A 14241-nucleotide genomic window follows, 5' to 3' on the forward strand; every position below is an offset into this window, starting at 1 on the left:
GTGGTTCACGTGGAAGCGTGAACCACCCGGCTCTCTGCCGAGAGGCGCCGGACGGTCAGAACAGCCGCAGCTTGTCGTCCTCGATGCCGCGCATCGCGTCGTAGTCCAGGACCAGACAGCCGATGCCCCGGTCCGTCGCCAGCACCCGGGCCTGCGGCTTGATCTCCTGCGCGGCGAAGACGCCCCGGACCGGCGCCAGGTGCGGGTCGCGGTTCAGCAGCTCCAGATAGCGCGTCAGCTGCTCCACGCCGTCGATGTCACCGCGCCGCTTCAGCTCCACGGCCACCGTCTGCCCGTCCGCGTCCCGGCACAGGATGTCCACCGGGCCGATCGCGGTGGGGTACTCACGGCGGATCAGGGTGTGGCCCTCGCCGAGGATCTCGATCCGGTCGGCCAGCAGCTCCTGGAGGTGCGCCTCCACGCCGTCCTTGATGAGCCCCGGGTCGACGCCCAGCTCGTACGACGAGTCGTGGAGGACTTCCTCCATCGTGATGATCAGTTTTTCGCCCGCCTTGTTCACCACGGTCCAGACGCCTTCCTCACCGTCGACGCCCTCCTTCAGGGTGCACGGCGGGGACATCCAGTTGAGCGGTTTGTACGCACGGTCGTCGGCGTGGATGGAGACGCTTCCGTCCGCCTTCACCAGGATCAGTCGGGGGGCGGAGGGCAGGTGGGCTGTGAGCCGGCCCGCGTAGTCCACGGAGCAACGGGCGATGACGAGACGCATGGTCGGCAACGCTACTCGACGACCGGGGCCCGACGCGATTTCCCCACCCGTCGCCTCCCGTCACTCGGGGCACGCCGCATCGCGGCGGAGCGGGCTTGCCCCTCTTTGCGCCCCTTCGTTATTGGCCGGTTGTGTTCCCAATCTCCTGGTGCGGCCCCGACTGCGCGCTTAACGTGGAAGCAGGAGGTCGCCGCCCGTGCACGCTGCGTCGTCGCCCCCCTTCCCTGCCCGTAAGGCCCCGGCCACTGCCCGGGGTCGCGAGAGGAGAACCCATGTCGCTCGACGTCTCACCGGCGCTGTTGGAACAGGCCGAGCGAGGCGAGGTCGACGAAGCCGACTTCGTCGACTGCGTCCGGACCTCCCTGCCCTTCGCATGGGAGATGATCAGCTCGTTGGTGGCCCAGCTGAAGGTCGACGGCGGAGAGTTCGCCGACAACCAGACGCCGCCGCCGAACGAGCAGGCTCGTGGTCAGCTGCTGCGCGCGCTCGCGAGTGATGCGATACGCGGCGCGCTGCAGCGGCACTTCGGAGTGCGTCTCGCATTCCAGAACTGCCACCGCGTCGCAGTGTTCCCGCTGGACGCCTCGGTCGACGACCGACTGGCCAAGTTCACCTCGGTGAGGGGCCAGTTGCTCAACCAGTCGCCCGAACTACGGGACTGCTGAACGCTTCTGCTGCCGTCCCGGGCCGCGGGAGGTGCAACTGGCTCCGGGGCGGCAGCTCCCGTACCACCGCACCACATGTCCCACGCGAGGTCCTCGTCCATGCACATGCACAGGTCAGGTGAGCAGCGGCAGCACGTCCGCGCCCAGGCGCCGCACGTTCTCCTCGGTCGCCGCGAGATCGCCCGACCCCTCCACCAGGAGGGCGAAGCGGGTGATCCCGGTCCGCTCGGCGGTGGCCGCGAGCCGGTCGGCGGCCAGTTGCGGCGTACCCACCGGGTGCAGCCCGCAGAGCAGTTCGGTGTACGCGACCGGATCCCGCATCACGCGGTGCCTGCCGTCGACCGTGACATGGGCGTCGAGCCCCTGGCGCAGCCAGCCGGGCATCGCCTTCACCAGCAGCTCCGTGGCGTCCCCGGCGCCGTCCGCGATCTGGGCCACCCCGGCGGACACATGTGCGGCACCCTCCACGACCTCCGGCGGATGGCCGGCCTCCCGGGCGGCCGTACGCCACAGGGCGACCATCTCCGCCTTCTCCGCGTCCCCGCAGTGCATACCCAGCAGCATCGGGAGCGCCCGCGCCGCCGCGAGCCGCACACTCTTCGGCGAGGTGCACGCCACGACGACCTCGGGCCCCGCCGCGCCCGCTCCCGGACCGCCCTGCCCCGCGTCCGCCGGGCCCTCCAGCAGCTCGTCCGCGCGCGGCACCACCGCCACCTCGCGGAAGCCGAACCGCTCGCCGCGCCCCGCGACCCGCGGCTCCCGCAGCCAGTCACGCACCAGGTCCAGCGCCTCGGGGAAGCCGTTCTCGTACGCGTCGAGACCGCCGCCGAACACCTCCAGGTCCACCCACGGACCGCCCCGGCCCACCCCGAGCGAGAAGCGTCCGCCGCTGGTCAGATGCAGCAGCGCGGCCTGCTCGGCGAGGGCGACCGGGTGGTGGTTGGGCAGCACGCTGACCGCCGTGCCCACCCGGATTCTGCGGGTGCGGCCCAGCAGCAGCGCGGCCAGCGTCGTCGCCGAGGGGCAGACCCCGTACGGCACGAAGTGGTGCTCGGCCAGCCAGACCGAGTCGAGCCCGCTCTCCTCCGCGGCCTCGGTGGACCGGACGGCCCGGTGCAGGGCCTCACCCGGCCCCTGTCCCGGGAACTGGGCTGCCAGAACGAACGTTCCGATGCGCATCGTCTCTTGCCTCCTTGCGGCCCGACGCGTTTCTCCCCCACCGGCAACAACGTCTGACACGTGCCAAAGGCACGGTCCGGCGGGAAGTTGTTGCGATTTTCCGCTAACTCACCCCACTGCCGGACCGCACCGGCGGGCTGATCGACGGCTGCCCCGAATGCCAGGCTCTAGGCTTGGGCGTACCGTGCCCGATCCGCCCCCGTGAGGTGTCCTGTGTCCCCGCGCCGTAACCGCCCCCGTGGCGGCGAGAGTCCCGACGAACGTCCCGGTCCGGCGCCCGGCAGGTACGGCGGGGGAGGGGCCACTGAGAGCTGGCAGGGCGAGGAGTGGTCGGTGCGCCCGGTCAGCGGCGCGAGTGCCCGGGGCAAGCGGTACCGCTGCCCCGGCTGCGACCAGGAGATCCCTTCCGGGGTTCCGCACCTGGTGACCTGGCCCGAGTTCGTTGGCATCGACGACCGCAGGCACTGGCACAAGGCCTGCTGGAACGCGAAGGACCGCCGCACCACTCGGGTGCAGCGGTCCCGTAACGCACCGCGCCACTGAGCGCGCTGCCCGCGCGCTCAGACGTCGCGCCGGTTCAGTATCGCGACCGCCCCGCCCAGGGCCAGGGCGGCCAGCCCCAGCATCAGCGGCAGCGGCTCCCAGCCGGACGGGCCGGATTCGGTGATCGTCGCGCCGTACAGCGCGCCGAGCTGGTTGGGGATCGAATACTCGATGAGGAAGCGCTGGAGCCCCCGCAGATCCTCGGCGAACATGAACGGCGCGAGGACCAGCGGCAGCAGCACCACGCCGATCATGATGGTGATCGCGCCCGCCGAGTGCCGCACGATCGCACCGATCCCCAGCGACACCAGGCCGAGGGCCGCGACGTACAGCCCGATCCCGACCGTGGCGCGCAGCCAATCGCCGGCCGACGCGGGGGCGCCGTCCAGGATCAGGGTCTGGGATCCCGCCACCACCGTGGCGGTCACCGTCGTGACGACGAAGGTCAGCGAGAAGAAGACGATGGCCTTCGCCGCGAGCACCCGCGCCCGGCTCGGGCACGCCGTCAGCGTCGTACGGATCATGCCGGTGCCGTACTCGGAGCCGATCGTCAGCACCCCGAGCGTGATCACGCAGATCGAGCCCAGCACCACCCCGAAGAAGCCGAGCGCCAGGGAGGGCTCGCCCGCGAGGTTGCCGTCGTTCGCCGCGACCAGCAGCGCGGTGCCGAGCCCGATCGTCAGCATCAGCACGACCATCACACCGAGCGTCCAGACCGTGGCGCGTACGGAGCGGATCTTGGTCCACTCCGAGGCGACCGCGTCACCGAGGGTGGCGGGCCGGATCGGGATCGGCGACTCGTAGAAGCTCAGCAGGTCCGCTCCCGGCGCCTGCTCGCGGTCCTGCGGGGTGGCCGGGGACGTCATCTCGGGTCCTTGCTGGTCTGTTCTCCGGCCGGAGCGGCGGAGGAGGGCTCTGCGGCGGCGAGGGAGGTCTCTGCGACGGCGGAGGGAGGCTCTGCGGCGGCGGAGGGCGCGGGGGCCGGGGTCGGGCGCGGCCACGGCGGCGGCGGGGCGTACCAGCCCTCCTGGGGCACTTCCACCGGCTCGGCGGGCTGCTCGGCGTGGCCGCCGATCGGATGGCCGTACGCGTCCAGGGGCGGCGGCTCCACGAGGCCCGCCTTGGCGTCGTCCGTCGAGCGGTAGTCCACCAGGCCCTGCGTGAGGCGCATGTACGCCTCCTCCAGGGACGCCTGGTGCGGGGACAGCTCCCAAAGCCGTACGTCGCAGCCGTGGGCCAGGTCGCTGATCCTCGGCAGCGGCAGCCCGGTGACCCGCAGGGCCCCGCCCGGCTCCGACATGACCCGGCCGCCCGCCTCGATGAGCGTGGAGGTCAGCTTCTGCCGGTCCTCGGGGCCGTCCTCGGGTACCCGGACCCGCGCGAAGTCGGCGGAGTTGGCGGAGATGAAGTCGGTGACGCTCATGTCGGAGAGCAGCCGGCCGCGCCCGATCACGATCAGGTGGTCGGCGGTCAGCGCCATCTCGCTCATCAGGTGGGACGAGACGAAGACCGTGCGTCCCTCGGCGGCCAGCGACTTCATGAGGTTGCGGGCCCAGTGGATGCCCTCCGGGTCGAGACCGTTGACCGGCTCGTCGAACAGCAGGACCTGCGGGTCGCCGAGCAGCGCCGCCGCGATGCCGAGCCGCTGCCCCATGCCGAGCGAGAAGCCGCTGGTGCGCCGCTTGGCCACGTCCTGGAGGCCGACGACGCCGAGGACCTCGTCGACCCGGGCCGCCGGGATGCCGGCCAGCTGGGCCAGGGAGAGCAGGTGGTTGCGGGCGGTGCGGCCGCCGTGCACGCCCTTGGCGTCCAGCAGCGCGCCGACCTGGCGCGGGGCGTTCGGCAGGCTGCGGTAGGGGTGGCCGCCGATGGTGACGTGACCCGCGGTGGGGCGGTCCAGGCCGAGGACCATGCGCATGGTCGTGGACTTGCCCGACCCGTTGGGACCGAGGAAGCCGGTGACGGCCCCCGGCCGCACCTGGAAGGAAAGGTCGTCCACGGCCGTCTTCGCGCCGTAGCGCTTGGTCAGCCCGACTGCCTCGATCATGCTCCAGCCCCATCGACTCACTCTGTCGTTCGGGGCTCGGGCCACCCGGCCGCGCACCCCCGTAAGAGTTAGGAGGATAACCAGGCGCTGACGGTTCCGGCCAAGTTGCGCACGGCGTGCGAGCGGGCGGTTACGGGCTTTACGCGTCCCGCTTCTTCAGGACCAGGAAGCCGCCGAGCACCGCCGCCAGGACCCAGAGCACCATGATCCCGAGCCCTCCCCACGGGCCGTACGGAGCCGGGTCGGTGTTCATCGCGTCGGGGACGACCTGCATGATCTTCGACCCGGCCTGGTCGGGGAAGTACCGGGCGACGTCCTTGGCCCCCGGCACCGCCGCGAGGATCTGCGAGACCAGGAAGAAGAACGGCATCAGGACGCCGAGCGACAGCATGGAGCTGCGCAGCATCGCCGCCACGCCCATGGAGAAGATCGCGATCAGCCCCATGTAGAGCCCGCCGCCGACCACCGCGCGCAGGACGTTCTCCGCGCCGATGTCGGTGCCCCGGTCGCCGAGCATGGCCTGGCCGAGGAAGAACGAGACGAAGCTGGTGAGCAGCCCCACGACCAGGGCCAGCACCCCGGCCACCGTGATCTTGCTGAGGAGGAACGTCGCACGCTGGGGCACCGCCGCCAGCGAAGTGCGGATCATGCCGGAGCTGTACTCCGTGCCGACCACGAGCACCCCGAACACGACCATCGCGAGCTGACCGAGAACGGTCCCGGAGAAGCTGACGAAGGTCGGGTCGAAGGTGGCCTGCTCGGCCTTGGGGAGGTCGTCGAACGTGGCGTTCAGCAGGGCGCTCAGCGCCACGCCCATCACGACCGTGACGGCGAACGCGCAGAAGAGGGTCCAGGTGGTCGAGGAGACCGACCGGATCTTGGTCCATTCCGAGGTGAGAACCGCGGGTACCGATGCCATGGTCGTCACGCCCCCTTGCCGTCGGTGCCGTCAGCGCTGTCGGTGCCGGCGGGCTTCTTCCAGTTCTCGCCCCAGCCGGCTCCCACCGCCGGCGGTTCCGCCGCCGGATCCCGCTCCGAATGGGCGTGGTACTCCACCGAACCGGCGGTCATCTGCATGAACGCCTCCTCCAGCGAGGCCCGCTGGGGACTCAGCTCGTGCAGCACCACCTGGTGCCGGGCCGCCAGCTCGCCCAACTCCTCGGTGGTGGCGCCGTCGACCTCCAGGACGCCGCCCGCCGTCTCGACGGGGGTGAAGCCCCCCTCGTGCAGCACGTCGCGCAGCCGCTCCTGCTGCGGCGAGCGCAGCCGCGTGTAACTGCGGGAGTTCTCGTGGATGAAGTCCGTCATCGAGGTGTCGGCGAGCAGCTTGCCCTGGCCGATCACGATCAAATGGTCGGCGGTCAGCGCCATTTCGCTCATCAGGTGGGACGAGACGAAGATCGTCCGGCCCTCCGAGGCGAGCGCCTTCATCAGGTTGCGGATCCAGTGGATGCCCTCGGGGTCCAGTCCGTTGACCGGCTCGTCGAACATCAGGATCTCAGGATCGCCGAGCAGCGCGGACGCGATGCCGAGCCGCTGGCCCATGCCGAGGGAGAACCCCTTGGACTTCTTCTTCGCCACCGCGCTCAGCCCGACCATGTCGAGCACCTCGTCGACCCGGCTGCTCGGGATGCGGTTGCTCTGCGCCAGGCAGAGCAGGTTGTTGTACGCGCTGCGGCCGCCGTGCATCGCCTTGGCGTCGAGGAGGGCCCCGATGTACTTCAGCGGTTCCTGGAGTTCGCGGTAGTGCTTGCCGTCGATGCGCACCGTTCCGCTGGTCGCGTGGTCGAGATCGAGCATCATCCGCATCGTGGTGGACTTGCCCGCCCCGTTGGGGCCGAGAAAACCGGTCACGATGCCCGGCCTGACCTGAAACGACAGATGATCGACGGCGATCTTGCTGCCGAAACGTTTGGTGAGTCCTTCGAGCTCGATCATGCGCACACGCTAGAACGCCCGAGCGCCCGGCGCCACCACAAAGGCGGAACCGGGCGCACACGGGGGTACGGCGATGCTGCGGGGATCAGCGGCTCTGCTGGGCCGGGACACCGCGGGTGGCGGGCTCGTCCTCCACCGGGGTGCCGGCGGCGGCCACGGCCGCGCCGGTCAGCGTCGCCAGCATCTCGCGGACGTTCGTCAGCTGCGCGTTGATCGAGTCGCGGCGGTTGGTGAGCGCCGCCAGCTCGCGCTCCGATTCGCTGCGGATCCGGTCGGCCTTGGCGTTGGCGTCGGCGACGATGTCCTCGGCCTGACGCTGCGCGGTCTCCACCGTCTGGCGGGCCCGGCGCTCGGCGTCCGTGCGGAGCTTCTCGGCCTCCAGGCGGAGCTGCTCTGCGCGGTGCTCGATCTCGGCGAGACGCTTCTCGGCCTTGGCCTGGCGGGACGCGAGGTCGCGCTCCGACTGCTCGCGGCGCTTGGCGAGGTTGGTCTCGAAGTCGGCCGCGGCCTGGGCGGCCTTGGCGCGGGTCTCCTCGAAGAGGGCGTCGGCCTCCTCACGCTTCTGCTGGGCGTCCTTCTGGGCGTCGGAGCGCAGCGTGTTCGCCTCGCCCTGGGCCTTCTCGACGATGCGGACGCCCTCGTCCTCGGCCTTCGCCTTGCGCTCGGCGGCGAACGTCTCGGCGTCGTTGCGCACCTGCTGGGCCGCCGACTCGGCGAGTTCGCGGTGCTGCTCGGCCGCGCGACGGGCCTCCTCGCGCAGGTCCTTGGCCTCCTCCTCGGCGAGGCGGAGAATCTTCTCGACACGGGCGCCGAGACCGGCGTACGACGGCTCGGCGTCGTTTACCTGGGCCTGGGCGTTCTGCGTTTCGAGGTGCAGCTCCTCGATGCGCTTTTCCAGAGAGGTGATTCGGGCCAGGGCACTGTCACGGTCGGCGATGAGCTTGGCGATGCGGTCGTCCACCTGACCGCGGTCGTAGCCACGTCGCACGTGCTCGAAGCCGAAGGGGGAGGAAGGGTCACTCATGGGGTTCCTGTCGAATGAGACCGGTGAGGTGATAGAGGGAATCCTAGGGGCCATTGCGGCGTGTCAGCGTGAAGATGCCGGTTTGATCTGGAGAATGACACCCCTTTTGAGTGGCTGACCCCCGGAGTGCTTGCCACTGAGAGGGTTGAATGTCCATGACGAAGCGTGGCACGCGGCGGGTCGGCCATCGCTCGGAACGCCGCGGATCGGTCACCGCTCCGACGCCTTGCCCCCCGATCGCGTGCCCGCCGCCGCCGGAGCCTTGACGCCTCCCGCGGAACCGCCGGCCGGTTTCCCGCCCCCGGTCGGAGTCTCGAAAGATTCCAACGCTTCGAGCACGTCCTGGACACGGGAGATCTCCGCATTGATGTCCTCGCGCCTGCGCACCAGGACGTCCAGCTCACGCTTGCCCTCGTCGACCGTCGCCTTGGCCTCGGCCTCGGCGTCCGCGCGCAGCTTCTCCGCCTCGCGGATCAGTCCGGCCTTCTTCGTCTCGGCCTCCTTCAGCAGCGACTCGGCCCGTTTCACCGCGGCGATACGGACCTTGCTCGCCTCCGAACTGGCCTCCGCCATCAGCTCCTTGGCCTTCGCCTCGGCCTCGTCGCGCTGCTCGGTCGCCGCCTTCATCAGGTTGTCGACACGCTCCCCGGCGGTCTTCATCTGCTCGGACGTCTCCCGGCGGGCCCGCTCGTGCAGCTCCTCGATCTCGCTCTCCAGCCGGGCCCGCAGCTCCTCGGCCCGCTCCCGGATCTGCGTCGCGTCGCGCCGGGCGCCGACCAGCAGCTCGTCGGCGTCGGTCCGGGCGCGCTCCACCAGGGTGTTGCCCTCGACGGTCGCCTCCGAGGTGATCCGCTGGGCCTCCTTGCGGGCCGCGCCGACCATCGTGTCGGACTGCGTCTCGGCCTCGGTGGCCGTACGCAGCGCCTCTTCCCGCGCCTTGTTGATGAGCTGGTCCGCCTGCTCGGCCGCGTCCGCCCGGCGCTTGGCCGCCGCCTCGCGCGCCTCGTCCAGCACCCGGTCCGCCTCCTGGCGGGCCTCCGAGCGCAGCTCCTCGGCCGCCGACTCCGCCTCGCCGCGCAGCCGTTCGGCCTCCTCGCGGGTACGGGCCGCGTGCTCCTGCGCGGAGCCGAGCCGCTCGGCCGCCTCGACACGCAGCCGCTCGGACTCGGCGGTCGCCTCGGCCAGCATCCGGTCCGCCTTCTCGGTGGACTCGGTCCGGCGGCGGTTGGCCTCCGTGGTGGCCTCGACGACGAGCTGCTCAGAGGCCTGGGCCGCCTCGTTGCGGATGCGTTCGCTCTCGCTGGTCGACTCGCCGATCAGCAGGTCCGACTGGGCCGCCGCCTCGGAACGGATCCGGTTGGCGTCCTGCCGGGCCTCGGCACGGGCGCGCGAGGCGTCCTGCTCCGCCGACGCCAGGGCGTCGGACGCCTCGGTGCGCATCCGCTGGCTGTACTCGGCGGTGTCCGTGCGCAGCCGCTCCGACTCGGTGATCGCCTCGGAGACGGTCCGCTCGGCCAGCGCCTTCGCGGCCTCGGTCTCCTCGTGCGCCTCCCGCCGGAGCCGGCCCGCCTCCTCGTTCGCCTCCTGGCGCAGCCGGACCGCGTCCTCCGAGGCCCGCTCCCGCTCCGCGTGCGCGTCGGCGCGGACCCGGTCCGCCTCCTCCTGCGCCTCGGTACGGGTGCGCTCAGCGGAGTGCTCCGCGGCCGAGCGCAGCCCGGTGATCTCCTCCTCGGCCTGCTCGTGCAGACCCGCGACGGAGTCCCGTACCTGCTGGGCGGTCTGCTCGGCCGCCGAGACCAGCTCGGTCGCCCGGGCGTCCGCCTCCTCGACCAGCCGGTGCGCCTCGGCCTCCGCGTCCTCGACCCGCTTGCGGGCGGAGGCGAGCAGTTCCTCGCTCTGCTCGCGGGCCCGCTCACGCTCCTGCTCCGCCTCGGTCCGGGCGGCGCCGAGGATCTCCTCGGCCTCCCGGCGGCGGCGGGTCGCCTCCTCCTGGGCGGCGGCCAGCGCCTCGGCGGCCTCGGCCCCGACCCGCTCGGCGGCGGCCGCGGCCTCCGCGCGCACCCGGTCGGCGCTCTCCTGCGCCTCCGACTTGAGCCGCTCCGCCTCGGCGGCGGCCTCGCTCCGCAGCCGTACGGCGACGTTCTCGCCCTCGGCCCGGGACTGGGCGGCGTCGGCGGCGGCCTCGTCGCGCAGCCGCTCGGCCTCGGTCTCGGCCTGCTCGGTCAGCGCACGCAGCCGCTCGGCGGCCTCGGCGCGCTGCCGCTCCGCCTCCTCGTTCGTCTCACGGCGGATCCGCTCGGCCTCGGTACGGGCCTCGCCCAGCGCCTCCTCGGCGGCGGTGAGCTTCGACTGGGCCTCGGTGTGCAGCCGGGTCAGCTCGTCGGCGGCCTCGGCCTGCCGGGCGGCGACGCCGCGCTCGGTCTCCTCGCGCAGCTCGGCCGCGGCCCGCTCGGCCGCCTCCGTGACGGCCGTGGCCTGCTCCTCGGCCTCGGCCCGCAGCGTCTCGGCCTCGGCCCGGGTGCGCTCCAGCGTCTCCTCGGCCTGCTTGCGCAGGGTCGCGGCCCGCTCGGCGGCCTCGGCGCGGATCCGCTCGCTCTCGCCGTTCGCCTTGGTGCGCAGCTCGTCCGCGTCGGAGCGGGCCTTGGTCAGCAGCTCCTCGGCGGTCCGGGCGCCCTCCTCCAGCTGCTGGACCGCCTCGCGGCGGGCCTCGCCCCGGATCCGCTCGCCCTCGGCGACCGCCTCGGAGCGCAGCTGCTCGGCCTCGCCGCGCAGTCGGCGGGCCTCCTCCTGGAGCTCGACCGTCTTGGCCCGGTACTCCTTGGTGTCGTCCTTGGCCGCGCCCTTGAGCTCGTCGGCCTGCTCGGCGGCCTCGCCGCGCAGCCGGTCCGCCTCGGCCTCGGCCTCGCGGCGGATCCGCTCGGCCTCCTCGCTCGCCGCCTTCGTGGTCGACTTCGCGTCCTCGGAGGCCTTGGTGAGCACCTCCTCGGCGCTGCGAGCCGCCTTCGCCAGCTGGGCGGCGGCGTCCTCGGCGGCGACCGTACGGGCCTTCTCGCCCGCCTCGGCGACCAGCCGCTCCGCCTCGGCCCGGGCGTCCACGAGGGCCTGCTCGGCCTCCTCCTTCAGCGCCTCGGTGCTCTTGGTGGCCTCGCCGACCAGCCGGGCGATCTCCGACTTGGCCGTACGGGTGCGCTGCTCGTTCTGCGACTCGGCGGCGGCCAGCTGCTTGGCCGCGGCCTCCTTCGCCTCGGAGAGAACCTTCTCGGCCTCCAGGCGGGATTCGCGCAGCCGGGTCTCCGCCTCCGAGAGACGCTGCTCGGCGGTGCGGTTCAGCTCGGCGGTCTGCTGGCGGGCCTGGTCGGTCTCCGCAGTCGTGCTGGAACGCAGCTGCTCCGCGTGGCTGGTGGCCTCCTGCGCCTGGGCGGAGGCGGCCCCGAGCAGCCGCTCGGCGTCCTTGCGGGCGCGCAGCAGGATCGCTTCGGCTTCGGCCCGGGCGGTCTCGGTCTCCGAACCGGTCCGCCGACGGGTCTCCTCGGCCAGCCGGGCGGCCTCGTCACGGGCGGCGGCCAGCGCCTGCTCGGCCTCGGCGCGGGACTCCTCCAGCAGCCGGCGGGCCTGCGACTCGGTGCGGGCGCGCAGCTGTTCGGCCCAGGCGACGTTCTCGTTGACGTGCGACTCGACGGTCTGGCGGCGCTCGGCCAGCTCCTGGTCGAGCCGCTGCCTGCGCTGGACGGCCTCGGTGTGCAACTCGGCCTGGAGACGCGCCTGGTGCTCTGCGTGCTCCTGCAGGATCCGCTGGGTCTGGGCCCGGGCCTCGCGCAGCTCGCGCTCGGCGTCGCTGCGCATCTGCTCGGCCTGGACCTGCGCGTTCCGCAGCATCTGCTCGGCCTGGTAGCCGATGTCCGCGCTGTCGTACGCGGGACGGGTCGCGAGATTGCGCCGGGCCTCGTGCAGCTTGGCACGCAAGACCTCGACCTGGTAACCGAGGTCCTCGGCGTGCTGGACGGCCTTCTCCCGGTCGGTCTTCAGCCGGTCCATCTCGGCTTCGAACCGCGAGAGATGGTCGTCTTCAGCTCGGTGGCTCTCCTGGCGTTCGTAGCCCCGCACTGCGCGGTCCCATCCTTCCCCGAGCTCTCAACTTCTGCGAGCAGGGGAGACCCCAACCCTGGTCGTGACTCTGCACACGGGGGGCTCGCCGACGAGCGGTCCCCCGGGGAATGGTGACAGACAAACGACGAGGACGCGGTACGGCCCCGACCCGGCCCCGGCCCGGAACCGCCCACTCTACCGGGCCGGGTATGCGGAGGTCAGTGCTCCGCCCGGCTCGTGACCAGTTCGGTGAGGACGCCGTGGCAGTCCTTGGGGTGCAGGAACGTGATCCGCGACCCCATCGACCCCGTCCTGGGCTCGTCGTACAGCACCCGGACGCCCTTCTCGCCGATGGCCGCGGCGTCCCCGTCCACGTCCTCCGTGCCGAAGGCGATGTGGTGGACGCCTTCCCCGTTCTTCGCCAGCCACTTGCCCACGGCCGAGTCCTCCCGGGTGGGCTCCAGGAGCTGGAGGTAGGAGGCCCCGCCGTCCGAGGTCTCGTTGATCTTGAGCATGGCCTCCCGGACGCCCTGCTCCTCGTTGATCTCCGAGTGGAACACCTCGAACCCGTACGTGGCACGGTAGAACTCGACCGTCCTGTCCAGGTCGAAACAGGCGATTCCGATGTGATCGATGCGCGTCAACATGGATTCAGCATGGATCGGGTGCCGCGCTCCCGCCATGGTTACGCAACGTGCGCGCCGTCACACCGGTAGCCGGATGACGGGCGCGGTACCGCTCAGTACATTCAGGTAAACCCTCGTTCACATCCGATCCCAAGGGGCCGTGCCCATGCCAGCAACGACCGGTACCACCACCTCAGTGATCGTCGCGGGCGCCCGGACGCCCATGGGCCGTCTCCTCGGCTCCCTGAAGAGCTTCTCCGCCGCCGACCTCGGTGGCGTGGCGATCAAGGCGGCCCTGGACCGGGCCGGCATCGGCGGCGACCAGGTCCAGTACGTGATCATGGGCCAGGTGCTCACGGCCGGCGCGGGCCAGATCCCCGCCCGGCAGGCCGCGATCAAGGCCGGCATCCCGATGAACGTCCCCGCCCTCACCGTCAACAAGGTGTGTCTGTCCGGGCTCGACGCCATCGCGCTGGCCGACCAGCTCATCCGCGCCGGGGAGTTCGACGTGGTGGTCGCGGGCGGCCAGGAGTCCATGACCAACGCCCCGCACCTGCTGCCGAAGTCCCGCGAGGGCTACAAGTACGGCGCGATCGAGATGCTGGACTCGATGGCGTACGACGGTCTCACCGACGCCTACGAGAACATCCCCATGGGCGAGTCCACCGAGCAGCACAACGGCCGCCTCGGTCTGGACCGCGCCGCCCAGGACGAGATCGGCGCGCTGTCCCACCAGCGGGCCGCCGCCGCTCAGAAGAACGGCCTCTTCGAGGCGGAGATCACTCCGGTGGAGATCCCGCAGCGCAAGGGCGACCCGGTGCTCTTCTCGAAGGACGAGGGCATCCGCGCCGAGACGACCGTGGAGACTCTCGGCAAGCTGCGCCCCGCCTTCGCCAAGGACGGCACGATCACCGCCGGCACCTCCTCGCAGATCTCCGACGGCGCCGCCGCGGTCGTCGTGATGAGCAAGGCCAGGGCCGAGGAGCTGGGCCTCGACTGGATCGCCGAGATCGGCGCCCACGGCAACGTCGCGGGCCCCGACAACTCCCTTCAGTCGCAGCCCTCGGGCGCCATCAAGCACGCCCTGAAGAAGGACGGCCTGACCGTCGAGGACCTCGACCTGATCGAGATCAACGAGGCGTTCGCCGCCGTCGCCGTCCAGTCCATGAAGGACCTCGGCGTCACCTCGGACAAGGTCAACGTCAACGGCGGCGCGATCGCGCTCGGCCACCCCATCGGGATGTCCGGCGCCCGGGTCGTCCTGCACCTGGCCCTGGAGCTGAAGCGGCGCGGCGGCGGCACCGGCGTGGCCGCGCTGTGCGGCGGCGGCGGTCAGGGCGACGCGCTGATCATCCGCGTCCCGGGCAAGTAACACCGTACGTAGACGAGGCAAGGCGAACGGAGCG

At 71.8% G+C, this 14241-nt stretch carries 12 protein-coding genes; 3 read left to right on the forward strand and 9 right to left on the reverse strand.

Annotated features, from left to right (window positions below):
• Window positions 1–55: 55 nt before the first annotated feature.
• Complete coding sequence (gene nucS / locus ACFWM7_RS12590) at window positions 56–727, reverse strand: endonuclease NucS (protein ID WP_088573263.1); 672 nt, start codon at window positions 725–727, stop codon at window positions 56–58.
• A 272-nt stretch (window positions 728–999) separates the two neighbouring features.
• Between nucS and ACFWM7_RS12595 the strand changes: the two genes are divergently transcribed.
• A complete protein-coding gene (locus tag ACFWM7_RS12595; protein ID WP_018550059.1) occupies window positions 1000–1392 on the forward strand; it encodes an SCO5389 family protein in 393 nt (130 codons plus the stop codon).
• 114 nt (window positions 1393–1506) lie between these two features.
• Here the strand turns inward: ACFWM7_RS12595 and ACFWM7_RS12600 are convergent, their stop codons facing one another.
• On the reverse strand, window positions 1507–2571 hold the full coding sequence (locus tag ACFWM7_RS12600) for an LLM class flavin-dependent oxidoreductase (RefSeq protein WP_383259019.1): 1065 nt from the start codon (window positions 2569–2571) through the stop codon (window positions 1507–1509).
• A gap of 213 nt (window positions 2572–2784) precedes the next feature.
• Between ACFWM7_RS12600 and ACFWM7_RS12605 the strand changes: the two genes are divergently transcribed.
• Window positions 2785–3114: an ATP/GTP-binding protein gene (locus ACFWM7_RS12605; protein ID WP_383259022.1), complete on the forward strand. Its 330-nt coding sequence runs from the start codon at window positions 2785–2787 to the stop codon at window positions 3112–3114.
• A gap of 17 nt (window positions 3115–3131) precedes the next feature.
• Here ACFWM7_RS12605 and ACFWM7_RS12610 read toward each other — a convergent pair whose 3' ends face one another.
• The 7 genes from ACFWM7_RS12610 to mce form a co-directional block, all read right to left on the reverse strand.
• Window positions 3132–3980, reverse strand: a complete 849-nt coding sequence (locus tag ACFWM7_RS12610; protein ID WP_383259027.1) for an ABC transporter permease subunit — start codon at window positions 3978–3980, stop codon at window positions 3132–3134.
• A complete protein-coding gene (locus ACFWM7_RS12615) occupies window positions 3977–5161 on the reverse strand; it encodes an ABC transporter ATP-binding protein (protein ID WP_383259033.1) in 1185 nt (394 codons plus the stop codon). The genes ACFWM7_RS12610 and ACFWM7_RS12615 overlap by 4 nt, the downstream gene beginning before the upstream one ends.
• A 139-nt stretch (window positions 5162–5300) precedes the next feature.
• Window positions 5301–6080 carry an ABC transporter permease subunit gene (locus ACFWM7_RS12620; RefSeq protein WP_383259037.1) on the reverse strand — a complete coding sequence of 260 codons (780 nt, stop codon included), beginning with the start codon at window positions 6078–6080 and terminating at the stop codon, window positions 5301–5303.
• Window positions 6081–6085: 5 nt separating this feature from the next.
• Window positions 6086–7099 (reverse strand): ABC transporter ATP-binding protein, encoded by a 1014-nt coding sequence (locus ACFWM7_RS12625; RefSeq protein ID WP_383259039.1) that lies wholly within the window; start codon window positions 7097–7099, stop codon window positions 6086–6088.
• A gap of 85 nt (window positions 7100–7184) precedes the next feature.
• Window positions 7185–8123 carry a cellulose-binding protein gene (locus ACFWM7_RS12630; protein ID WP_006127615.1) on the reverse strand — a complete coding sequence of 313 codons (939 nt, stop codon included), beginning with the start codon at window positions 8121–8123 and terminating at the stop codon, window positions 7185–7187.
• 210 nt (window positions 8124–8333) lie between these two features.
• Window positions 8334–12227, reverse strand: a complete 3894-nt coding sequence (gene scy, locus ACFWM7_RS12635; protein WP_383259046.1) for a polarized growth protein Scy — start codon at window positions 12225–12227, stop codon at window positions 8334–8336.
• 200 nt (window positions 12228–12427) lie between these two features.
• Window positions 12428–12856, reverse strand: a complete 429-nt coding sequence (gene mce, locus ACFWM7_RS12640; protein ID WP_383259051.1) for a methylmalonyl-CoA epimerase — start codon at window positions 12854–12856, stop codon at window positions 12428–12430.
• Window positions 12857–13031: 175 nt separating this feature from the next.
• On the opposite strand from mce, the gene ACFWM7_RS12645 reads away from it, so the two are divergent.
• Window positions 13032–14207, forward strand: coding sequence for an acetyl-CoA C-acetyltransferase (locus ACFWM7_RS12645; protein ID WP_383259116.1), 1176 nt, complete (start codon window positions 13032–13034; stop codon window positions 14205–14207).
• The last annotated feature ends 34 nt before the right edge of the window (window positions 14208–14241 follow it).

Source organism: Streptomyces sp. NPDC058375 (genome assembly GCF_042723425.1).
GTDB classification, from domain to species: domain Bacteria; phylum Actinomycetota; class Actinomycetes; order Streptomycetales; family Streptomycetaceae; genus Streptomyces; species Streptomyces durocortorensis.